At 44.1% G+C, this 21949-nt stretch carries 23 protein-coding genes and 1 other RNA gene; 8 read left to right on the forward strand and 16 right to left on the reverse strand.

The features are described 5' to 3' along the window. Together C7Y66_RS23145 and C7Y66_RS23150 are read right to left on the reverse strand one after the other, a co-directional pair. Positions 1 to 394 (reverse strand): DUF3119 family protein (locus C7Y66_RS23145; protein WP_106547405.1); only part of this gene is annotated, 394 nt, incomplete at its 3' end. A 176-nt stretch (positions 395 to 570) separates the two neighbouring features. Continuing rightward, on the reverse strand, positions 571 to 1359 hold the full coding sequence (locus C7Y66_RS23150) for an MlaE family lipid ABC transporter permease subunit (RefSeq protein WP_015153546.1): 789 nt from the start codon (positions 1357 to 1359) through the stop codon (positions 571 to 573). Between the two features lie 483 nt (positions 1360 to 1842). On the opposite strand from C7Y66_RS23150, the gene C7Y66_RS23155 reads away from it, so the two are divergent. Then, positions 1843 to 2136 carry a hypothetical protein gene (locus tag C7Y66_RS23155; protein WP_015153547.1) on the forward strand — a complete coding sequence of 98 codons (294 nt, stop codon included), beginning with the start codon at positions 1843 to 1845 and terminating at the stop codon, positions 2134 to 2136. A 488-nt stretch (positions 2137 to 2624) separates the two neighbouring features. Here C7Y66_RS23155 and C7Y66_RS23160 read toward each other — a convergent pair whose 3' ends face one another. The 6 genes from C7Y66_RS23160 to C7Y66_RS23185 form a co-directional block, all read right to left on the reverse strand. Further along, positions 2625 to 3890, reverse strand: coding sequence for a pitrilysin family protein (locus C7Y66_RS23160; protein ID WP_106547406.1), 1266 nt, complete (start codon positions 3888 to 3890; stop codon positions 2625 to 2627). 20 nt (positions 3891 to 3910) lie between these two features. After that, positions 3911 to 4108, reverse strand: coding sequence for a hypothetical protein (locus C7Y66_RS23165; protein ID WP_146149859.1), 198 nt, complete (start codon positions 4106 to 4108; stop codon positions 3911 to 3913). Between the two features lie 33 nt (positions 4109 to 4141). Beyond that, on the reverse strand, positions 4142 to 5407 hold the full coding sequence (locus tag C7Y66_RS23170) for a pitrilysin family protein (RefSeq protein ID WP_106547408.1): 1266 nt from the start codon (positions 5405 to 5407) through the stop codon (positions 4142 to 4144). Positions 5408 to 5637: 230 nt separating this feature from the next. Further along, a non-coding RNA gene (ssrS, locus tag C7Y66_RS23175) (6S RNA) lies at positions 5638 to 5819 on the reverse strand. Between the two features lie 136 nt (positions 5820 to 5955). After that, the gene (locus tag C7Y66_RS23180; RefSeq protein ID WP_106547409.1) at positions 5956 to 7107 is read right to left on the reverse strand and encodes a 5-(carboxyamino)imidazole ribonucleotide synthase; all 1152 of its coding nucleotides are present in this window, start codon (positions 7105 to 7107) and stop codon (positions 5956 to 5958) included. Continuing rightward, a complete protein-coding gene (locus tag C7Y66_RS23185) occupies positions 7104 to 7601 on the reverse strand; it encodes a pentapeptide repeat-containing protein (protein ID WP_041462395.1) in 498 nt (165 codons plus the stop codon). The genes C7Y66_RS23180 and C7Y66_RS23185 overlap by 4 nt, the downstream gene beginning before the upstream one ends. Before the next feature lie 11 nt (positions 7602 to 7612). Between C7Y66_RS23185 and C7Y66_RS32615 the strand changes: the two genes are divergently transcribed. Next, positions 7613 to 8164 carry a phage holin family protein gene (locus tag C7Y66_RS32615; protein ID WP_233222811.1) on the forward strand — a complete coding sequence of 184 codons (552 nt, stop codon included), beginning with the start codon at positions 7613 to 7615 and terminating at the stop codon, positions 8162 to 8164. A gap of 123 nt (positions 8165 to 8287) precedes the next feature. Here C7Y66_RS32615 and C7Y66_RS23195 read toward each other — a convergent pair whose 3' ends face one another. Then, on the reverse strand, positions 8288 to 9073 hold the full coding sequence (locus C7Y66_RS23195) for an HAD family hydrolase (RefSeq protein ID WP_199197589.1): 786 nt from the start codon (positions 9071 to 9073) through the stop codon (positions 8288 to 8290). A gap of 236 nt (positions 9074 to 9309) precedes the next feature. Here C7Y66_RS23195 and C7Y66_RS23200 point away from each other — a divergent pair, with 236 nt between their 5' ends. Then, positions 9310 to 10116, forward strand: coding sequence for an SDR family oxidoreductase (locus C7Y66_RS23200; protein ID WP_106547410.1), 807 nt, complete (start codon positions 9310 to 9312; stop codon positions 10114 to 10116). An 8-nt stretch (positions 10117 to 10124) separates the two neighbouring features. On the opposite strand, the gene lpxD is transcribed toward C7Y66_RS23200, so the two are convergent. From lpxD to uvrB, 3 genes are all read right to left on the reverse strand, one after another. After that, on the reverse strand, positions 10125 to 11162 hold the full coding sequence (lpxD, locus tag C7Y66_RS23205; protein WP_106547411.1) for a UDP-3-O-(3-hydroxymyristoyl)glucosamine N-acyltransferase: 1038 nt from the start codon (positions 11160 to 11162) through the stop codon (positions 10125 to 10127). A gap of 87 nt (positions 11163 to 11249) precedes the next feature. Next, positions 11250 to 12602, reverse strand: coding sequence for an NAD(P)/FAD-dependent oxidoreductase (locus C7Y66_RS23210; protein ID WP_106547418.1), 1353 nt, complete (start codon positions 12600 to 12602; stop codon positions 11250 to 11252). 94 nt (positions 12603 to 12696) lie between these two features. Continuing rightward, positions 12697 to 14694: an excinuclease ABC subunit UvrB gene (gene uvrB / locus C7Y66_RS23215; protein ID WP_015153557.1), complete on the reverse strand. Its 1998-nt coding sequence runs from the start codon at positions 14692 to 14694 to the stop codon at positions 12697 to 12699. Positions 14695 to 14977: 283 nt separating this feature from the next. On the opposite strand from uvrB, the gene C7Y66_RS23220 reads away from it, so the two are divergent. From C7Y66_RS23220 to C7Y66_RS23235, 4 genes are all read left to right on the forward strand, one after another. Then, positions 14978 to 15505: a hypothetical protein gene (locus C7Y66_RS23220; protein WP_015153558.1), complete on the forward strand. Its 528-nt coding sequence runs from the start codon at positions 14978 to 14980 to the stop codon at positions 15503 to 15505. Between the two features lie 286 nt (positions 15506 to 15791). Next, positions 15792 to 15971, forward strand: coding sequence for a CsbD family protein (locus C7Y66_RS23225; protein WP_015153559.1), 180 nt, complete (start codon positions 15792 to 15794; stop codon positions 15969 to 15971). Positions 15972 to 16089: 118 nt separating this feature from the next. After that, on the forward strand, positions 16090 to 16518 hold the full coding sequence (locus C7Y66_RS23230) for a hypothetical protein (protein ID WP_015153560.1): 429 nt from the start codon (positions 16090 to 16092) through the stop codon (positions 16516 to 16518). A 185-nt stretch (positions 16519 to 16703) separates the two neighbouring features. Then, entirely contained in the window at positions 16704 to 17231 is a 528-nt protein-coding gene (locus tag C7Y66_RS23235; RefSeq protein WP_106547412.1) for a hypothetical protein, read from the forward strand. Positions 17232 to 17313: 82 nt separating this feature from the next. On the opposite strand, the gene C7Y66_RS23240 is transcribed toward C7Y66_RS23235, so the two are convergent. After that, positions 17314 to 18348, reverse strand: coding sequence for a hypothetical protein (locus C7Y66_RS23240; RefSeq protein WP_146149860.1), 1035 nt, complete (start codon positions 18346 to 18348; stop codon positions 17314 to 17316). Positions 18349 to 18680: 332 nt separating this feature from the next. Beyond that, positions 18681 to 19409, reverse strand: coding sequence for a Crp/Fnr family transcriptional regulator (locus C7Y66_RS23245; RefSeq protein ID WP_015153563.1), 729 nt, complete (start codon positions 19407 to 19409; stop codon positions 18681 to 18683). A gap of 521 nt (positions 19410 to 19930) precedes the next feature. Here C7Y66_RS23245 and C7Y66_RS23250 point away from each other — a divergent pair. After that, entirely contained in the window at positions 19931 to 20656 is a 726-nt protein-coding gene (locus C7Y66_RS23250; protein WP_015153564.1) for a Crp/Fnr family transcriptional regulator, read from the forward strand. Positions 20657 to 20827: 171 nt separating this feature from the next. Here C7Y66_RS23250 and C7Y66_RS23255 read toward each other — a convergent pair whose 3' ends face one another. Both C7Y66_RS23255 and aat read right to left on the reverse strand, forming a co-directional pair. Further along, entirely contained in the window at positions 20828 to 21073 is a 246-nt protein-coding gene (locus tag C7Y66_RS23255) for a ChaB family protein (protein WP_106547414.1), read from the reverse strand. A 161-nt stretch (positions 21074 to 21234) separates the two neighbouring features. Further along, positions 21235 to 21816, reverse strand: a complete 582-nt coding sequence (aat, locus tag C7Y66_RS23260) for a leucyl/phenylalanyl-tRNA--protein transferase (RefSeq protein WP_106547415.1) — start codon at positions 21814 to 21816, stop codon at positions 21235 to 21237. Positions 21817 to 21949: the final 133 nt, after the last annotated feature.

The raw sequence follows: 21949 nt of genomic DNA on the forward strand, positions 1-21949 counted from the left end.
CTGCCCCCTTGCTCTCTAGTCTTGGACAGCGTTGCTCTAAACAAGTTTGTAGCATTTTGGGGTCAAAGAGAATGGGCAAAAAGTGAATGCTTTTCACTTCTCGAAAGTAGAACAGGATCGGCACTTGATGCCAAAAAATTTCCCAATGTTGCCATTCTTGATAGGGAAAGTGCCGGATGATGGTTTCTCCTCTGTAGATATCTAAGGCAGTATCAGTGAATTGTAGCCGTAGGGTTGTAGCTTGAAACATCAGAAACAAACCAAATAAGGCAATTATGCCACCTACCCAGGCTGAAACGAGTATTAGAGGAATTGCCCCTAAGACTATGAATAAAGGCAGCTTGTAGCTGGGAGCAAGCTGAACGGTTGATGTTACAGATGGGGAAGTCGTCACTGTTTTTGTCCTGCCTGAACAATAGACTCTAACACTCTTATTTTAAGGTTCAGTGGAGTGGCGAGTGAGGAGAGGAGCAGAAGGGGACAGGGGAGACATGGGGGATAAAGAAGAAATATATCAATTACCCATTACCAATTACCACTCTCTACTGATAACTGACAACAGATAACTGTCTAAAGTGTCGAGCGCCCCAAGCCTTGAAACATGACCCAAGATAAGAAAAAGTTCATGATGAAGATTGATAGTAGCGCCGTGACTACAGCAGCTGTGGTTGATTGTCCGACTCCCTTGGCTCCCCCTGTGGTTGTCAAACCCCAACTGCATCCAATAATTGCGATCGTTGCTCCGAAAACAGCACCTTTGATTAAAGCACTAGTAACATCCCAGACATCTAAGAAATTGCGGGCTGAATCAATAAATACGCTCTGAGATAGGCGATACAAGTTGGTTGCTATCACCAAGCCGCCAATCATACCTGTAATTGCAGATAATAGGGTCAAAATTGGCAGCATGACGCAGCAGGCTAACACGCGCGGAATGACAAGATAATCAATTGGATCGGTTTTGAGCATATAAAGAGCGTCAATCTGCTCTGTGACGCGCATCGTGCCAATTTCCGCCGCAAATGCAGAACCAACTCGCCCCGCGAGAACTACAGCTGTCAATACAGGTGCGAGTTCCCGAGTTAAGGCAAGAGCTAAGACCCCGCCAACTGTTGTTCCTGCTCCAAATCGAATAAATTCCCGTGCTACTTGAATCGTAAAAACTGCGCCGACAAAAACTGCTGTGATGAGGGCGATTAGCAATGAGTCCGGTCCCACTGCTGCCATCTGTTCTACAGTATTTCGGCGATGAATCCTACCTTGGAGCAAGTGAATTAGGACTTGCCCACCTAGTAAAATTGCTGCCAGCAATCGCTGACTCCATACTCCCAGGAAAGAACTTGGTCTGACTTCGCTCAATTTTCCTCTGCTCGATAAACTCTGTGTCCAGAATAACTAAGTTCAGAATCACTAGGTGCAAAATAACTTAAGTTAGGATCGCTAGCTTTCACTCTAGCAATAGATAGATTTTTGCCTTATTGTGTCGTTCGATCGCGCCGTCTTGTCAAGGTTCGCTTCGTCAATGTTTACCAATTGTTAAGTGAATCTGAGAAATTTGCCGATTAACTCAAGTTGGAAGCCGTTGTTAGGGGTGGATGCTGCGATCGCCTACTATGTCTTACTTAGCTAGCAATAAAAATACGTTACAGTCTCGCCACGCTCCGCCAGAAAAATTTAATCTAATTCCCCGATCGTTAATATCGCTTTGAAGTTGTAGACAAAACTTTTAACGATCGCTTAAGATTTTTGAAATTTGCGGCAACGGTAGGCGATCGCTCTTATTGTAGAAAGTGGCACTCGTATCGGATTTTCATTGTCAACCGATTGACCAGAGTACGCTTCATGAGCATTCTGCCTAATTTTCTCCGTTCTCTATTACTGACAATTATTCTGAGCTTTGTCGTCCCCACATTTCTAATTGGTGGGGGTTTAGCAAGCGTGTCTCTGCTGAAGTACGTTCCTGGCTTGCAAGGAATCGGTCAGGCAATTGCTTCTGCTATGCAACAGTTCTTAGCTACGTTTGGCAGTGGTAGTGCTTGGCGAGGGCTGTGTATCATCGGTATGACTTGTAGTTTAGTCGGAGCGCTGTTCGATACATATGCATTCTACCGCTATCAAAATCTGCGGGGCGACTGATAACTGATAATTGATAACTGATTAAAATAGCAAACCCGCCTCGGTTAATTGATTTTGGAGGCGGGTTATTCAGAGAGTTTGGATTTAGTTAAAAGCAGCAAAAACTAGATGAACTCAAATAGGGTGGACAAATTCGCAATTTACCTGACAATCAAACTTGGCTTGTATTTGTCGTCGCTCAATCGGGATTCTTCAGTAAACCGGACACCTCCTTTTATTTGCGAGAAAGTAGAAATATTTAGGCAAGAACGTTTCTTTCACTCAACGTTTCTTCTACTACAAGTGAGGTATTGTCAAGTTCAGGTACTTTGCGATAGGACTAGAGCGGGAGGCACAGGCTCTAATCTCTAGAGTTTTTTCTCTTAAGAATCTCCTTTTGTGCCTTCATTTAAAGTAGCATGGCTTTCTTCGGGCAGAGCTTGCTAATTTATTAAAGTTTATGAGGTTTCATCGGTTGTAATAATTGCTAAAAACTGTTTACAAACAAGTTATCGATCGCCAATCGCCGTTTCTGGTCCAACCATAGAAATATAGGGTTCGAGTAAATAACGGCAAGCTGCTTGTTGTGTTGCTTCAGCGCTCACTTGGGCAATTTCTTGTTGAAAGGAGCGATCGAATTCAATTCCCAACCCTAAAATTTCATACCAACCATATACTTGAGCAATTTGTCCGTTCGTTTGTTTGCCAAGGGCATATTGACCGAGAAGCTTATTTTTGGCTGTTTGTAAGTCTTCCGTACTGAGTTGTGCTTGACATAGTAACTCTACTTCCGTTTGTAGCCGATCGCGGGCGATCGCGGTATTTTCTGGTGCAGTTCCGATGTAGGCGACAAACGTAGCGGGTGACATGCGCGTGGGGTAAAATGCCGAAACTTCGTAAGCTAAGCCCAACTTTTCGCGCAGTTCGACAAACAAGCGGCTAGATAACCCGTTACCTAAATGGGTTGACAGCAGTTTTAAAGCTGGATAGTCTGATTGATGGACGGAAGGAGCTAAGTAGCCCAGCATGATAATTGATTGCTGGGTCGGCTGAGCAATCTTGAGCTGCTGAGGTGCGGGAGTCAGGCTGGGTAACTGCAATGGTGGTATGGGCGATCGCGGCGCTTCCCAGTCGCCAAAAACTTTTTCGATTTGGGCGATCGCGGTATCGGCTGTAATTCGACCTGCTAAGCTAATGACAACATTATCGGGACGAAAATAAGTCTGGTGATATTGTTGTAAGTCAGTTCGCTCGATTTTAGCTACCGTTTCTTCCCATCCCAAACCAGAAGAAGCATAGGGATGATTTTGGTAAATTGCTTGTCGGAGTTGGTCAAAAGCAATTGTAAATGGCTGTTCTTGTTGGGAACGAATGTGTTGGATTGTCAGCCGTCGTTCGAGTTCCACTTCAGCAGCAGGAAATGAGGGCGATCGCAACAGTTCCCCTGCTAATGTTAAGATTTCGGGAAAATCTGCCGAAACAGTTTTCATGCTCAACAGAAAGTAGTCTGAGGCTGCATCCACGCTCAAGCTTGCGCCAACGGACTCTACCCGTTCGGCAATTTCCATCGAGGATAGTTCTGTGGTTCCCTTTGTCATCACCGCAGATAGCAAATGCGCTAACCCAGCTTGCTGTTGTGGTTCCCAGCAACTCCCTGCTTTGAGAAAAATACGGGTAGCAACAATGTCTGCGGCTGGGTTTTCGATCGCCAGCACAACCATGCCATTAGGTAAAACTGTGCGATGGATCTGTTGAGTTGGTAAAGAGGTTGTCACGGGAAATCAGTTATCAGTTATCAGTTATCAGTAGAAACGTTACATGTAACGTCTGTGTAGGGAATTGGTAGTTGGTAGTTGGTAGTTGGTAATGGGTAATGGGTAATTGGTGAAAGGCGCTCTTGCGCTCTTGCGAGAGGCAGTTTTTCCCAAGCGCGACCTTGCGCAATCTTGCGCTCCGCGACTCTCTCTTCTCCCCCCTGCACACCTGCACACAAAGCTCCCCTGCTTCCTTGTCCCTACTCCCTAGACTAACAAGGTTTGACGACTGTTACCGCGTAGGAATAGGGAGAAAGGTATTGTTGAGCAATTTGTTGGAGTTCGACGGAATCGAAGGATTTGATTTGCTGGGGATAAGTTGTGGCTAACTCTGGTTCACCTAGAGTTTGATAGTAACCATACAACCCTGCCAGTTGTTCTGGTGTTTCGGTGGAAAAAGCATAGTCGTTACACAGAACTCGCTGAGCGCGCGCGAGTTCTTCCGGGGCGATCGCCGCTGTCTGTAACTGTTCTAAATGGGCGCAAATTAATTCTTCTACTCTTTCTAAATGTTGCGGTTCTAACCAAACACTAATGGTAAATAAACTAGCATCTTGCAGTAGGGAAAACTGGCTGCTGATTGCTTGGACTAATTGTTTATCTTCCCTGAGAGTGCGGATTAAGCGGGAAGAACGTCCCGCGCCCAATATAACTGAAATCAGATCTAAACCATAAGCACTGCGCCATTGGTCGATACCTGGTGCGATCCAAGCCATGAGTAGCCGTGCTTGTTCCAGTCTTGGTAAATACAATTCCTGGCGGCGAATTCCGGCTAGCAGCGGTTTTTTGACTACCTCTACAGGTGGTAATTCTATCCGTGGTAAAAATCGGTCGAAACTGCGGTTGACGATTTCAATCGCTCGTTCTGTTTCGATTCCACCTGCGATCGCTACCGTCATATTTTCGGGTTGGTAATGAGCGCGATGAAAGCACCGCATTGCCTCTGGTGAGTGCTGCATTAACTCCAATTCCGTACCCAGAACCGATCGCCCGTAGGGATGCTGTTGGTAGATACTTTCACTCAGAGTTTGAAATCCAATCCAGTCTGGATCGTCGTAACAAGCATGAATTTCTTCTAAGACAACTTCCCGTTCTCGATCGAATTCGTCCTCGGGAATAGCAGCATTTAACAACAATTCTGCCAAGTACGGCAGCGTATCTTCCCAGTAAGGAGCGGCAGTTGTTAAATAAAAGTGAGCGTAGTCGTGGCTAGTAGCAGCATTTGTCATTCCACCTCTGTTTTCCACGACGCGATCGAACACTCCTGGCGGGATCGTCTCCGTCCCTTTAAATATCATGTGTTCCAGAAAGTGAGCCATCCCGTACCATGCTTCCGGCTCTGCGATCGCACCTGCCCGCAACCAAACATCTGTGACTACCACTGTAGTTGCAGGAAGGTATTGATGTATGAGAGTTAAACCAGAATCTAATTGAAGAATAGTCGGCGAGTGACTCGGTGCTATCAATAGAGGCGACAAACGCTTAAGCCCAAATTAAGACTACATTAAGTTTATTTATATTACTGTTAGCACAAATAATGAATTGCATAAATTGATACAAAAATTTATTGAGAATAGGTAATTGGTGAGTGGCTAGTGGAACCAGTGGCTGGACTCTTTTCTAGTCACCAGTCACCAGTCACTAGTCACTGATAACTGACCAAAATCAAAAACTCCTTCAGCCATTAGCCAAAGGAGTTCATGCTTGTAAGTCCACCGCAACGCCGTCTTACCTCAGTTTTGACCTGGAAAATCCAGGTGGGAATCGATTAGCTGAACTTAAAGTTTCCGAGTACTTGCTCGGTCTACTGCCGTTAGCAATTTTGACTCCCTTAAATGTTTAAGCATAGATCAAAAACATTATTGGCAGTCACCAACGCCGCAGTTGAACTCCAACCATTATAACTTGTTAGGGAGAATCGACAAGGAAAGTCAAAAGTCAAAAGCTAAAAGTCAAAATATACTGCACGAGTACCTCCCCCTTGTCTGGCTTGTCTGGCTTGTCTGCCTTGTCCTTCTATAGTCGCTCATGCGTACCAAATTGATTCAATCTGTTGGGCGATCGCCTCTGCTGCGTGACGGTTGCGATCGTCTAATAATACGGTGACGTGTCCTAGCTTGCGTCCTGGGCGAGATGCAGTTTTGCCGTACCAGCGAAGGTATGCTTGAGGAATTTGGGCGATTTGTTGGCGTTGGGCGAGATAGTCGCGTCCAGAGGAAGTTTCATAGCCTAATAAATTTACCATCAACGCCCCAGCACTACGGAGGGTAGGATTTCCCAATGGTAAGCCGCAGATAGCGCGAAGATGTTGTTCAAATTGCGAGACTTCACAAGCATCTAGGGTAAAATGCCCAGAATTATGCGTGCGGGGAGCAATTTCATTGACCAATACCTTACCTTCTGAGGTGAGGAATAATTCGATCCCAAATATACCAACAGCTTGTAGACTTTCTAAAAACGTGCGGGCGATCGCTTCGATGTCTTGAACTAATTCTGCACTAAGATCCGCAGGGGCAAATACCCGCCGACAAACTTGCTCTTGTTGCTGCGTCTCGACAATGGGATAAATTGCTATCTCGCCTGTAATGGAACGAGCGGCGATAACTGCCAATTCGCGATCGAAAGGGATAAATTCTTCTAATAGATACTGAGACTGTTTCTCTGGATGTCGAGATGCAGATAGTTTTTCTTGTAAAGTCTCCGCATCCTTAATAATAAAAGTTCCTTGTCCGTCATATCCGTGACGACGAGCTTTGAGTACGACAGGAAACTTTTGTAGGGGAGCATAGCTATGCTCCCCTACATTTGATTCTTCTAAAGCGATAAACTTGGGGACAGGTAAACCAATTTGCTGTAAATAGCAGCGTTGCTCGTATTTATCGAGAATGTGAGCTAAGACATTTAGCCCAGGACGAAAGCAGGCTCCTTGCTCGACTAAAGTTGATAAAGCGGTTATGTTGACGAATTCATTTTCAAAAGTCACGATCTCGCAATCTTCAGCTAGGACTTTTGTTGCTTCGGCATCGTCGATCGCGGCGATAATTGTTTCTGTGGCGATCGCTACTGCTGGATCGCTCTTATTTGGTGTTTGTACTACCAGTTCGATCCCTAACTTCTTGGCTCCATCAGCCATCATCCAGGCTAACTGTCCGCCACCAATAACACCGACACGCTTCATTGACACCCCAAAGATTCGCGAGTTGCAATACCTGTTTTTGAGTTAATTCCACTTGCTCGTTGGCACAATTCTTTCACCTGCGCCCCGTCTAAAATCGCGTCGCTAAAATCTGCACCTGTAATATCAACACCAGTAAAGATAGTACGGAGTAAAAGGGCTTCTTGCAATACAGCATCGCTCAGATCGGCTCCAGTCATTTTTACCTGGTCGACCATAGCAATACTCAAATCTGCACCGTGCAAGTTTGCCTGTGTCATCACTGAAGCACTCATAATTGCCCCGCGCAAGTCAGCATCAGTAAAATTAACCTGCTCCATATTGGCATTAGAAAACTCTGCGGCTCTTAAAATTTGTCTCGAAAAGTCTTTACCTGTCAGCTCTGCATTGCTGTAGGAGAGCGGCGGCGGATAATCTAAAGCTTGGGCAGGTAAAGCCCAAATCACGAATAGAGCGATCGCGATACATAATCCTGCCAGTTGCCGCAAAAATACCATGTGAGATCTCAATGCTACTCTTTTCAGCTTATCGCATTCACTCTGAAAGACAGAGGGTAGAGAACAGAGGGCAGAAGCGTAACCCATACTCTCCAGCCAATTGCCTAAAATTAGCAGCTAGAGAGTGGCAGATTTATAACAGACAAACACCACTATGGTATGTATTAAATAAGGAAGAATATCATCTTGTCATTTCAGTAGAAACTACCATGATACATTTCCTGTTGACTTGGCTCGTGACCGCAGTTTCCTTACTAATTACGGCAAACATAGTTAATGGCTTTATAGTCACGAACTTTACCGCAGCTTTAATTGCAGCAGTTGTTATTGGTTTAGTTAATGCTATCATCAGACCGATTTTGATCGTGTTAACCCTACCACTCACAATCTTGACTTTAGGATTATTTCTATTCGTCGTCAATGGGATAAGCATTTGGATTGCCAGCGTTTTGTCACCTGGTTTTACTGTCGCGGGATTGTTACCAGGTTTGCTAGGCTCAATTGTATTGACGTTAGTGGCAGGCATTATTAATTTTGTAGTTGAGCGAGTTGTACAGAGCTAGATTGCAAAATTTTGAAGTAAAAAACCGAGAATCATCGCTCGAATAACTTCCTTCAAAATTGCTCTCAAATACAAGAAAAATCTCCGGCATTATACAGATATCTTCGCATTGAAGTTTGAAACTTTAGTTGCTCAATTTACCTGAAACCCTGAGAATTTTCCTACCTGCCTCACAAAATCCTTGTCCTTCACTTGCTTTTGTAATATAAGCAGGCTGGTAGCTTAAATGATTTGCATACTCAAGCGCATTTGCAACTCCGACAGAAAAGGGAAAATACTGAGGATTAAATAAACTCTCATCGTTAGGACTATCACCAACAGTTAACACCTGTTCTGGCAGACATTGAAAGTAATCTTGTAAAACCTGCATTAAGCCAGTTGCTTTATCTTGATTTAGCGGCTTAATATGACATTGAACGTTGCTGTAAGTAAAGCCCCAACCTAATTCCTGACAAAGACTACTGAGTCGCTCTAATTGTTCTGCACTTAATCCTCGTACATCAAAAGTCCAATCACTAATCCGAAAGCAATTGTCGCTGGACTCGCAAATTTGAGGAAAAGATTGTTGGAGTTTTTGAAAAACTGCTGCTAATTCTTGTCGATGTTCTAATCTATTAGAAATGGATGTAAGCGCGATTGCCTCTTCATTTTTTGCTGGATAAAACAAACCGCCATTTTCCGCGATCGCTCCAGCAATTGGTAAATAATTGACTAATCCACTCACCCATCCAGCCGAACGTCCAGTCACAATCAAAACTTGGAGATCCGATACAGCCAACTTTTCAAACATCAGCAATAAATCTGACGTAAACTTCCCTTTTTGCGTCAGAGTTCCATCCATATCAGTAGCAATTATTTTAATATTTCTGAGAAAATTGCTATCGATTTGTTCGAGCGGAGTAAATCTCATAATCAACCAATATTTTAAACATCTTAGTATTCTAAAAAATCGTCATTTAAAAACACATAAACCCTCTTCTTAGCTTCCTTGACTTAACTTTCTCCACAGAAAACACTTTGCGTCTTTGCGTCTTTGCGCGACATAAAAATCTTTTTCTTGACTCGTTTGCGAATTCTGCCAACAGAGGGAGGCAATAAAACACGAATAGCCAAGTTAATAGATACTAGTGATAGTTTACTTTCGGTATGGCTCCAACAGCACTGATTACAGGCGCGTCCCAAGGCATCGGTAAAGCAACTGCGTTACTTTTTGCTAGCAAAGGTTACGATCTCGTGCTTGCTGCGCGACACGGGGATTTTCTCGCAGTTGTAGCGCAAGACATCCAAAGATTAGATCGCCAAGCCTTGGTAGTTCCTACAGATGTTAGAGATCCAGACCAAGTAAAAAATCTGATCGACAAAGCACTAGAACATTATGGCGCGATTGATGTCCTGATCAACAATGCCGGAATATACGTCTCAGGTCCGGTAGAAAGCTTTTCCCTAGAAGAGTGGCATCATACGATCGATACTAACCTCTGCGGATACATCCATACAATCCACAGCGTTTTACCGCACATGCTGGCACGCAGACAAGGCGCGATCGTCAATATCAGTTCAATAGGGGGTAAAGTGCCAATTCCTTACCTAGCTCCCTATACTGCCACTAAATTTGGCGTTGCTGGCATGACAGCAGCCATGCATTCAGAACTAAAGCCAAAAGGAATTCACGTCTGCGGCATTTATCCCAACATTATTAAAACCAGTTTTACAGAACGGGCGATTTTTACCGGTCATGATGAAGCAGATGCCCAATCGCGCCGACAACAGTTAGAAGAAATACTACATACCCCTTTTGTGGAAAAGCCGGAAGATGTAGCGAAAGCAATTTGGGATGGAGTTAAACACCAAAGGGCTGAAGTCGTGGTTGGTTCTGCAAATTTCGCTCAAGCTGCATATAATGTGTTCCCTGGGTTCGTGCAATGGTTGTCTCGGCAAACATTTAAAAGGTAAGTCGTAAGTTATTTTTCTTTCATTTTCTGCTTGAAAAATTCGTACATCTCTGGCAATCGCTTGTAAATAGCCGAGTTTTTGAGATAAATTTTGTGGGGAACAGCAGGATAACCAGAAACAATATCTTTCGGTTTAACGTTGTGATAAATTCCGGTTTTAGCCGAAGCGATCGCCCCATTTCCCATTTTGACTTCATTGGCAATTCCCACTTGTCCGCCGAGAATCACGCCATTTCCAAGTTCTACTCCTCCCGCCAAGCCAACTTGCGCCGCCATCGCACAGTTAGCACCAATTTTACAACCGTGACCGATATGTACCAAATTATCGAGTTTGGTATTGCGACCGATGCGGGTTTCTCCTACAGCAGGACGATCGATCGTGCTATTACATCCTACTTCTACGCCCTCTTCTAGCACCACAAAGCCAGACTGTTCCATTTTGAACCAACCAGTTGCCGTAGGCACGAAGCCAAACCCTTCTGCACCAATGACAACGCCGCTATGGATCGTGCAATCAGCACCAATCCGACTGCGTTCTTGGATCGTACAGTTAGCGTGTAACACCGTGCGATCGCCAATTTCTACATCTGGATAAATCACGACATTAGGATGAATACAAACGCGATCGCCAATTTTTCCACCAGCTTCGATCGCAACATGCGCCCCAATTGCTACATCCGCACCTAACTGTACCGAAGGATGAATCACAGCCGTAGGATGAATCGCTGGTTTGGGACGATAGGGTTGATAGAACAATGCCAGCGTCTGAGCAAACATCAATCTGGGTTGAGACGTAGAGATCCACGCAATTCCCCGTTGTTGCGCTTGTTCCTTTAAAGTTTCATCTTGAGGCAAAATCAAGGCGCTAGCGCCAGTTTCATGAATGTAAGCAGCAAATTTGTCTCCGTCAATGTAGCTGATATTTTCAGCCGTAGCTCGATCGACTGCGGCTACACCCGTAATTTCTGGATCGCAGTCTGGGTTAGCAGCAAGGCTGTTATTGCTAGCCGCCTCACCCAATTTGCTGACAATTTCGCTAAATTTCATTTTTATTTTGGTAATGGGTAATGGGTAATGGGTAGTTAGTAGTTGGGAGCTGATAACTGATAACAGTTAACTGTTAACTGTTAACTGTTAACTGTTTCCCATCGCTTGTCCCGCCAACCACGCAGTTGTCCAGGCACTTTGAAAGTTGAAGCCTCCAGTTACGCCATCAATATCGAGGATTTCGCCAGCAAAGTAAAGCCCTGGAACGAGTTTACTTTGCATGGTTTTAAAGTCAACTTCTTTCAAATTGACTCCACCACAGGTGACAAATTCTTCTTTAAAGGCTCCTTTGCCTTGGATGAGGTATTCAGCTTGAGCAATTTCTTGGATCAGGCGATCGATCTCCTTATTAGAGATTCCCGCCCAGCGGTCTTCTGGCGCAATTCCCGCCCGTACAATTATGTATTGCCACAGACGGTGCGGCAACACATTCACGCCACGATAAGAAGCGATCGCCTTTTTTGGTTGTGCTGTTTTGACGGAGAGAATTTGCGATCGCAGCGTTTCCCGATCCAATTCTGGCAGCCAGTTAACCAATAATTTCGCTTGATAATGACAGTCATGCAATGCCCTTGCCCCCCACGCAGAAAGTTTGAGGACGGCGGGACCGCTTAAACCCCAATGGGTAATTAGCAACGCCCCCGTTTGTTCTAATTTTGTCTTGCTATCCGTCAGCAATCGTAGATGCACGGGGTTCATGCTTACCCCTGCCAACTCTCGCAAACTCTTATCCAAAACATTAAAAGTAAACAAAGACGGGACTGGCGGCTCAATTTGATGTCCCAGCGATCGCGCTATGCGATAACCCGCCACATTACTACCCGTCGCTAATAGCAGGCGATCGCATTCTAGGACTTCACCTGATTTGAGTTCGACTTCAAATTTGGGGTAATGGGTAATGGGTAATGGGGAATTGGTAATGGGTAGTTGGTAGTTGTCCCCCTTGTCTCCCTTGTCTCCCTTGTCCCCTTGTCCCCTTGTCCCCTTGTCCCCTTGTCCTTCTTCCCGACTCTCGACATACGACACAGCAGCCACTGGCGCGTTATTCCTTATCTTCACGCCAGCTTTTGCAGCTGCATGGATCAGACATTCGATGATGGTTTCGGAATTATCGGTGATGGGAAACATCCGCCCGTCTGCTTCAGTTTTTAACTGTACGCCGCGACGAGTAAACCAATCGACAGTATCTTGACTTTGAAACCGAGTGAATGCACCCCGCAAGGCTTTCCCACCTCTAGGGTAATTTTGGACTAGTGCAGCTGGGTCGAAACAAGCATGGGTAACATTACAGCGTCCCCCGCCAGAAATCAATACTTTTGTCAATGGTTGACGACCAGCTTCTAGTAAAGTAACTTGCGTGTGGGGATGGTTTTCAGCACAGGCGATCGCGCTAAAAAAACCCGCCGCCCCACCGCCGATAACTATGACTTTCAATTGCAAGGTAGTTGGTAATTGGTGAGTGGTAATTGGTAGTTGGCAAGAGGCAAGAGGTGACCGATCGCTGGTCACTGGTCACTGGTCACTGGTCACTGATTTAATGTCCCAGCAATTTATCCCGCAAATGCTTGATGCGATCGCGATATTTTGCTGCCTCTTCGAATTCTAGATTTTTTGCTGCTTCTTTCATCTGTGCTTCCAGTTGGGTAATTAATTCTGGAATCTGTTCTAAGGGTAAATCGCTGGCTTGTTCGTAAACAGTTTCTAATTCTTGGGCGTTTAAACGACGCGACACGGCTAAGAAGGATAAAATCGCGTTACTCGATTTTTTCACGATCTGCTGGGGCGTAATCCCGTGCTTTTCGTTATATTCGATTTGAATTGCCCGTCGTCGTTCTGTTTCCGAGATCGCCTTTGCCATGCTATCTGTGAGGTTATCGGCGTACAAAATCGCCTGTCCCCGCACGTTTCTGGCTGCCCTACCGATAGTTTGAATTAGCGATCGCTCTGCCCGCAAGAATCCTTCTTTATCTGCGTCTAAAATTGCCACTAGCGAGACTTCGGGTAAGTCCAATCCTTCCCGCAACAGGTTCACTCCTACCAAGACATCAAAACTACCTTCGCGCAAATCTTGCAAAATCTCGATCCGTTCGATCGAATTAATCTCGGAGTGGAGGTATCGGACGCGAATCCCGTGGTCTTGAAGATATTCTGTCAGGTCTTCTGCCATTCGCTTTGTCAGGGTTGTTACCAGCGTCCGTTCGCGCCGATCCACCCGCTGTTTAATTTCACCTAAAAGATCGTCAATTTGCCCCTCGGTAGGACGGACGAAAATTTCTGGATCGACTACACCTGTAGGACGAATCACTTGTTCTACTACTCGTCCCTCTGAAACCTCTAATTCCCAATTCCCAGGAGTTGCGGAGACAAAGACGCACTGGTTCACCTTTGCCCAAAATTCTTCTGATTTTAACGGGCGGTTGTCAGCGGCGCTGGGTAGGCGGAAACCGTGATCGATCAAGACTAACTTACGGGCGCGATCGCCGTTGTACATCCCCCGAATTTGGGGTACGGTAACGTGAGACTCATCTACAACCAACAGCCAATCGTTCGGGAAATAATCGATCAAACACTCTGGCGGTTCCCCTGCTTGTCTTCCCGCTAGGTGACGGGAATAATTTTCTACGCCATTGCAGTAGCCGACTTCACGCAACATCTCTAAGTCATAGCGCGTCCGCTGGTCGATGCGTTGTGCTTCTAGTAACTTATTCTCTGCTTCTAATTCGGCTTTACGCTGTTTTAGTTCTGCCGCGATCGCTTCCAGTGCAAATTCTAACTGGTCTTCTGGAGTGACAAAGTGTCGCGCTGGGTAAATATTCAACGCTTCCAAACTCTGAAGGATTTCCCCCGTCACCGGATCGACATAACGAATTGCATCGATCTCGTCCCCAAAGAATTCTACTCTCACGATCCGGTCTTCGTAAGCGGGTCCAATTTCTAATACATCACCCCGTACGCGAAATTTTCCCCGTCCCATTTCTACATCGTTGCGGTTGTACTGTACGGATGCTAAGCTGCGTAAAATTTCCCGCTGATTCACTTCCATTCCTACTTGTAAGGGAATCGAGGCGCGGAGGTATTCGGCTGGCATTCCCAAGCCGTAAATACAACTGATGGAAGCAACGACGATCGCGTCTCGCCGTTCAAAGAGCGATCGCGTGGCGGAGTGGCGTAGCATATCGATCTCGTCGTTGATCGAAGCGCTTTTTTCAATAAATGTATCGGTGACGGGGATGTAGGCTTCTGGTTGGTAGTAATCGTAGTAACTGACAAAGTACTCCACCGCATTGTTTGGGAAAAACTCTCTCAACTCGTTACAAAGTTGGGCAGCAAGGGTTTTATTATGAGCGAGTACCAGTGTTGGCTTGCCAATCTTTTCAATAACCGCAGCCATTGTAAACGTCTTACCCGTTCCCGTAGCTCCAAGTAAAGTTTGGTAACGATGTCCGGCTTGAATGGACTTTACAAGTTGAGCGATCGCCGACGGTTGATCGCCTGTAGGTGCAAACGGCGCTTGAAGGCTAAATTGCATCATGAAGAAGGGAGTAGTTATCAGTGACCAGTGACCGGTGACCAGTTATTAGTGATATCTTGCCAACAACTAACAACTAACAACGCTCAACTAACAACTAATGACCAATGACCTTCATTTATCTTAACATATTTAAGTTTTTCTATGTTTATTCCGTTAAGATACCTATAACTATATAATCTTTTTTAACGTTAAACTCAGATAGCAGTAATTAACCGATAAAAACCACTCGGAATTTTCTCTGGCTATTTGCTATTGCTCGATAGAAACTTAGAGGTTTGCGATTATGACTAATGCCAGTAATGCGAGAAAAAATGGTAACGGTTCCACCAGCCGCAGACCGCGTGCCAAGAGTACCGAGTCTAAGGCTGAGAATCAAGTGGTGACTGGCGAGATCGAAAGTTCGGCTTTGAGTGTATCCGCCGATGGTAAGCCACTGGCTGGTAGTGTTGTCAACGTGGCAGGACTGCGCCCGATCGCCGCAAGCAGTTTAGTGGTGCGAGAAGAAGTGAACATGCATGGGATTCGCCCCATCATGGCTACCGATTTTGATACATTCGACACTGTTAACATCTCTGGTATTCGCCCGATTGAGGCAAATCATTTAGAGATTGTGGATACAATCAACTCAGCTGGATTGCGTCCGATTATGGCAGACCAGTTCAAATACTCCAACATTATTCCCTTAATGGGCGATCGCCCCATTGCCGAAGATGCCTTTGATTTCTCCACCACTTATGTATCTTCTGGAATGCGTCCAATTGCTTCTAATGAAATCGACAACTATCCATATTTAATGGGTTATATCGATTAAGAAATCAAAATCTAATCGTGCCTTTATAAACCTAGTTGTTTAATACAGCTAGGTTTTTTTATCGGTCATTCGTCATTTGTCATTTGCGATAGTAATTCTTAACTTTTAACTTTTGACTTTTGACTTACTAAGCTTTATCTCTTTCTTTTTATAGAGAACTCGAATCAGTCTTGTGGCAGAAGGCTAAAACTATTATTTTCAGATAAATTGTTCAGTGTAGAGACAAAAGCTCTCTCAAGTTGGCACTCAACTTAGAAGCTAATTTGAATTCACAAGGAGAAATAGCATGAGCGCAGAAGATAGAGCAAAAGCTACTGCTAAAAATATTGAAGGAAAAGCCCAAGAAGCTTTAGGAAATATTACAGGCGATCCTGAAGATAAAGCAGAAGGCAAAGCCAAGCAAGCAGAAGGACAAACACGTCATGCTGCTGAAGACGTAAAAGATGAAGTGAAGAAGAACCTCTAATCAAACTTTAGAAAATCGGAAGGTAAAATAAGTGAGAGTGTGAAATTTTACCTTCCTCAATTTTTTCAAAAACGGAATTGACATCAATAATTTTAGGGAGGAAACGGAAGTGAATTTCATGCAGCACTTTCGTAGAATTGCGATCGTTCTTTCAGCCATTTTCTTACTGACAACAACAGTTGCTTGTAGTAGCAGCGTACAAGCAAAGCAACCCAACGCTAACGTACCAACAGTAAGCCGCAGCGCCGATTACGGACAAATTGCTCGTGGGAATACACCAGTCGGGCAAGACTTTGGGACTTGGGTAACTCGCACAGGCAAAGGACTGGTTCAAGACGCATATGTAAGAGACAACAATAAGCTAGGCGTAGTTATTACCCCGGATGTTCGTCCGAATGAAGTGAAGCCATTAGCGAAATCTTTGGCACAAGGGTTTCATAAAAACTTCCCTAACCAGGACTTGACAGTCTTAATGTACGCTCCTGACAAAAAACTGATTTTGACAGCACAATACGATGTGCAAACAAATCAGATTCAGTACAAATAGGGTCATTTTTTTGTCATTAGTCATTGGTCATTTGTCATTAGTTAAATGAACGATAACTGTAGGGGCGGGTTCACCCGAACTTCTTACTTATAAAAGTAGATATTAATAAACCCGCTCTCTTGATAAAACAGTTATTCAAACTAGCTGATGACAGGTGAACGGTTTAAAAAAAGGAGATTGGAATTATGACTAGCAGCGACAAATACAGAAGGGAAATCATGAACGATCTAGCGCAAGGTAACACGGAAAACCTTGACGCATATCCCTCAAATAATCCAGAACAAGAGTACGAGAACTTTGACGATTTCGCTCAAAGATCGTCATACGATCAGCGCCGCCAAATGTTCGGTAACTCTTTACAGCACGAGCGCATTCCTCCAGCGCAAATGGAGCCAGAATTGCAAAAAGCGATCGCCCAAATTAAACCCAACGAACGGGATGATGTGGCGCGGGCTTTCTTCAAGCATTTAAGTAAGAAAGGACTACACGATCGCGATTTAGAAAGACAACTGGGACTCTCTACCCACAATCCCAACCGTATGAGTGCTGATGATGTAAGCAAATTGGCTGCTTATGCATATTACAACCATCCAGACATCTTCCAAGAAGTCATGGCGGAACAACCAGCTATTATCAAGTTCCTTAGCAACCCCCTAGTAGCAGCAGTATTGGGTATCGCTGCGGCTAAGTGGCTAGGTAGTCATCGGAAATAACATTTAGGCATAGAGATTGTATTGTGGTGCAATACATCATGTAGGGGCGCACGGCTGTGCGCCCCTACCACAACTTGTATCTCTACATAGGTGAAAGCGACATCTGAACTACTTGTTTTTCCCAGACTTTAATTGTCGATCGCAGAGGTTGAACTATGAATTGCATCACCCGGTCTACCGTAGAATGAAACATTCTTAATCTGTGTTTGTTACACTCATATCCTGCTCGTTCGCTGCGATCGCGAAAAATATAAATGTCTTTCCCATCAGAATATAGACATTCATATTCTGGGTTCTCATCAAAATTTGAATAATATTTTATACACGTACAAGCTTTATCAATTTTGCCTACAGATAGTCTAAATATTAGCCTTATTGTATTTTTGACATAAGCTATATAATGATTGAGAATGCGGTTGAGATTCTGTCGCTCTTGGGGGAAAGATTTCACCTTTTCGTGTAAAAGCAATAGATGTAAATTTGCTGCGAGTGTAAAAGCTCCCAATCCTAGTAACCCTAAACTTTGTGCTTGTTGAACTAAATCTTTAAGTGCCTCATTTAAATCGCTTTGTAGAGATATTTCACAGCAATTTGCTATAGATGAAAACGCTTGAATAAAATAGTTATCGAGTAGTTCTTTCAGCAGCTCGGTTTGGGCTTCAAGTGTTGCGATCGCCTCTAAATCTGCTGGCTGTCTGACAATCGTACTAATATCATTAATAGTATTGTTTGTGAGTTGTTGATAATCTAGTTCTTGAAAGATAAACTGAAGCTGCTTCAAATCCTTTTGTTGTGTTACCAAAGCATCTGTAGTTTTCTCTAGAACCGATTGCCATGTAATTGCGAAAACATCAGTGGAATGAGGCTCGGCAGAAATACGATCGCCAAAGTAAGTAAAGCGATCGCTTGGCGTAACGTTGGCAAAATCTGGCGGCGGCATTTTACTAACTTCTACTTCCAGAGGATCGCCAATAGACACGATCTTGACATCTTGCATGATGTCTCCAACCAACTGTCGCTGCTTAGGACTGAGTTTTTGCCAACTACTACCCCAAAGCTTAGCAACTTTCTGATTTTGGATGTCGCGCTCGTTTCCTGAGGTCATAAGAAAACTCATAAGTCAAAATGTATAGAAGCAGCTTAGTCAAGTTAAACGGCGTTGCGCTCGACTATTACAATTTTTGAGAGGTAAGTCAACTCGATCTGTCAGAATTCTTCCAATCGGAGCGTTTGTGTTGGTTAAACTTTGCTGTTAAGCTAGTTGACATTAGAAGGAATGCAACTAAGCAATAAAACAACTCTGAAAAATTCAAAGTTTACAGCTATGAGAATAGATATGCTTAAAGTAGTATATCTACTGAGGTAAAAAATGACTGTACGATAGCGAACCTAGATAGACTCGCACAATCTCAACAGTGAATGAAGCGGCGAATTGATTGGGATTGCGTGTTAAATATTGTGTGTTAAACGTATCAAGCGATCGAACTCATTTTTGACGACTTTGTAACACTCGCAGGCACTAGATTGCAGCAGTTGGCGATCGACTATAGCAATTTTGCCCCGAGAATATCGAATCATTCCCGCTTGTTGTAAAGCTGTAGCCGCTACAGTCACTCCAGAACGGCGGATACCTAACATTTGAGCGATAAATTCTTGAGTCAGTAACAATTGCTCGGACTCAATTCGATCTTCAATTGATAGCAACCACCGCGCCAAGCGCTGCTCTACAGTGTGGCGGCTGTTACAAGCAGCTGTTTGAGCTACTTGAGTAAACAAAGCTTGGGTATAGAGCAGTATGAGCCGATGTAGCACTCCGTGGCGATCGAATTCGGCTTTGAGGCGATCGGCTGTTATTCCGATCGCCTCACCAGGAATCTGCACAATCGCCTGAGTTGTGACGCTGCCACCTCCCCAGCAGACTGGTAAACCCACCATACCATCTCTTCCCACTACACCAACTTCTATTGTCGCTCCGTCCTCCATCAGCGATACCATAGACACTAAAGCCTGAGTGGGAAAATAAACGTATTCGATTAGCTCGTTAATTTCATGCAAAATCTGCCGATGAGATAAGCAGACAACTTCTAAGTGAGGTTGTAGGCGTTGGTATTCCTCCGTTGGTAAAGCAGCCAGCAAGTGATTTTTGCGATAAAGCTCGTTAGCTTCAGAATCCGACACGTAAAGCTTCCTCCATCGATTTAATTGAAAATAATTGGGGTTTAACCTGCTTCGATCGCGCAAGATAAGTTTTGACATCACTCCAGCATTAGTTTCGAGGATGTCGGCACTGTCATCTATCGAGCGTCGCAGGAAAATTAAAATGAGGGGAAAATCAAAATATTTGAGCTATTTACTACTAGCTTGCTTCTACCAAGAAATAGCATTGACATAGTAGCCAATATCGAATATGAAGAATGAAGATCTCGTATTGAATTGGAGCGATAAATCGATAATATTTTGACTTCATGTAATTGGAGTTACAGGCATAGCTCAGCTTTTCACTTCAAAATCGTACACAAAGCTGACAAAAACCAAAGTACGATAACGTACATACACGGCTTGTTATACTAATTTTGTAGGTATTCTTAAGTAGGAGTTAAGATTTACTTCTCGGTGAGAAATATAATGAGGAAAAACACTGCCCTGTCCTGTGCCATACCTTTTCCTGATAAAAAACACATGGCTAAGGACATCTGCCAATGAGTGGATCTGAACTCGATCGAAAAGTTAATCAAAAGGATCTAAACAATCGCTTACTATCTGCTTTATCTCAAGAAGCCTATTGCAGCCTCCAATCTCATCTCGAAATTGTTTCTTTGGCATTCAAGCAGGTTTTGTTTCAGCCACAAGAGCGAATACCTTATGTCTATTTTCCAACGAGTTGTTTAGTTTCCCTCTTAACCGTCATGACAGACGGTACTGCCGTAGAGGTAGGTGTTGTAGGTAACGATGGCATGGCAGGGATTCCCTTATTTTTGGGAACCGACATATCTAACTTTAAGGCGATCGTTCAAATTCCAGGGGAAGCAATACGGCTGAGAGCCGATGTCTTCAAGCAAGCGATCGCTCAAGTCGATACTCTATCGCTCTGGATACAACGGTATATCAATCTGCTCCTAATCCAAATTGCTCAAACATCTGCTTGTAACAGCCGTCATCCCGTCGAACAACGATGCTGTCGCTGGTTGCTGATGATGCACGATAGTGCCAGAGACGATAAATTTGAATTGACCCAAGAGTTTTTAGCTCAAATGCTTTGCGTGCGCCGCGCTAGCGTGACAGAGGTGGCATTAAAACTGCAAAAAATAGGCTTACTTCAATATAATCGCGGTAAGATGACAATTTGCGATCGCCAAGGTTTAGAGGCGACAGCGTGCGAGTGTTACGGTTTGCTACGAGCAGAACGAGATCGCTTGTTTGGCTGATGGTTCGCAGTTGCGATTCCATCCTAAACGATTAAAAAATAGAAGAAACCCGCACGGGCGGGTTTTCTTAACCTTAGTTTTCTTAACCTGAGCTTTGTTCAAATTCGTGCCAGCTCGTGGTAAGTAGTTTTGCGATCGCTGAGTCTTAGGACCAGATGTTAAAACTATCTACTAATTACCACCAGATACGGTAGACTTATCGTGTACTGCGGGATCTTCTGGTTTCTGATGCCACTGACCATCTTCCCCTTGTTCGTATTCTTGGCTAACGCTGTTCCAAGCAACGTTCATTGCAGCGTCTTCACTCATCCCATCTGACTGTGCGGCATTAAATGCGGCTAAAAAGATCTGCTGTCCGTGTTGGGGTAACTTTTCGGTAATTTCTGCCGGTAATTCTTCTACATTGTTGTAAGCCACGATCTATTTTTCCTTACTTTCATTATTAGTTCAATCCTAGATAGGAAATAGAGAGGCTTCCTCTTTCCACAAGCATAAATACAACAGCAGGTAGTTTTTTCAATCGAGTATTCTAAATTACCACACTAATTATCTAAAAGTATTTTTTCGATTGATAAAGCTTAAGCGAAAGAACAAGAGCTTTTCCAAGCGAGACGGAGTAAGGAACGATATTCTTTCTCGCTGACTGTGTAAGCCCCAAATCTTGCTAAGTGAGGGTTCATCATTTGAGCGTCGAAGAAAACAAAGTGGCGATCGCGCAATCTTTCGACTAACCTCACCATTGCGACTTTAGAAGCTTCGGGGATGTGATAAAACATTGACTCACCGATAAAAGCACCACCAATCGCAATTCCTAAAATTCCTCCTGCTAATTCATCTCCTTGCCAAGTTTCAAAACTATAAGCATAACCAGATTGATAGAGCAACCAGTAAATTTCTTGTAATTGAGGCGAAATCCAAGTTGTTTTACGGTTAGCACATCCAGCTACCACAGCTTTGAAATCGCGATTAATGGCAACAGTAAAACGGTTAGAGTTTAAAACTCGCCGTAAAGACTTAGGATAATGAAATCTTTCATCCAAGGGAATGAAAGTGCGATCGCTGCAAGAATACCAACTCAAATTTTCACCTGTCTCGTCAGCCATCAGGAAATAGCCTTGGGCATATCCCTCTACGATTGCAGACACGTCATATTTGGTCATTGGTCATTGGTGAGTGGATAGTGAAAGCTTGGCTAGTGACAAGAATTGAGTCCAGCCACTAGCCACTAGTCACTAATAACTGATAACTGATACTTTTGATTCTGAACCGAAAATATAGAATAATATACTAAAT

The organism is Chroococcidiopsis sp. CCALA 051 (assembly GCF_003015105.1).
Classification (GTDB): domain Bacteria; phylum Cyanobacteriota; class Cyanobacteriia; order Cyanobacteriales; family Chroococcidiopsidaceae; genus Chroococcidiopsis; species Chroococcidiopsis thermalis.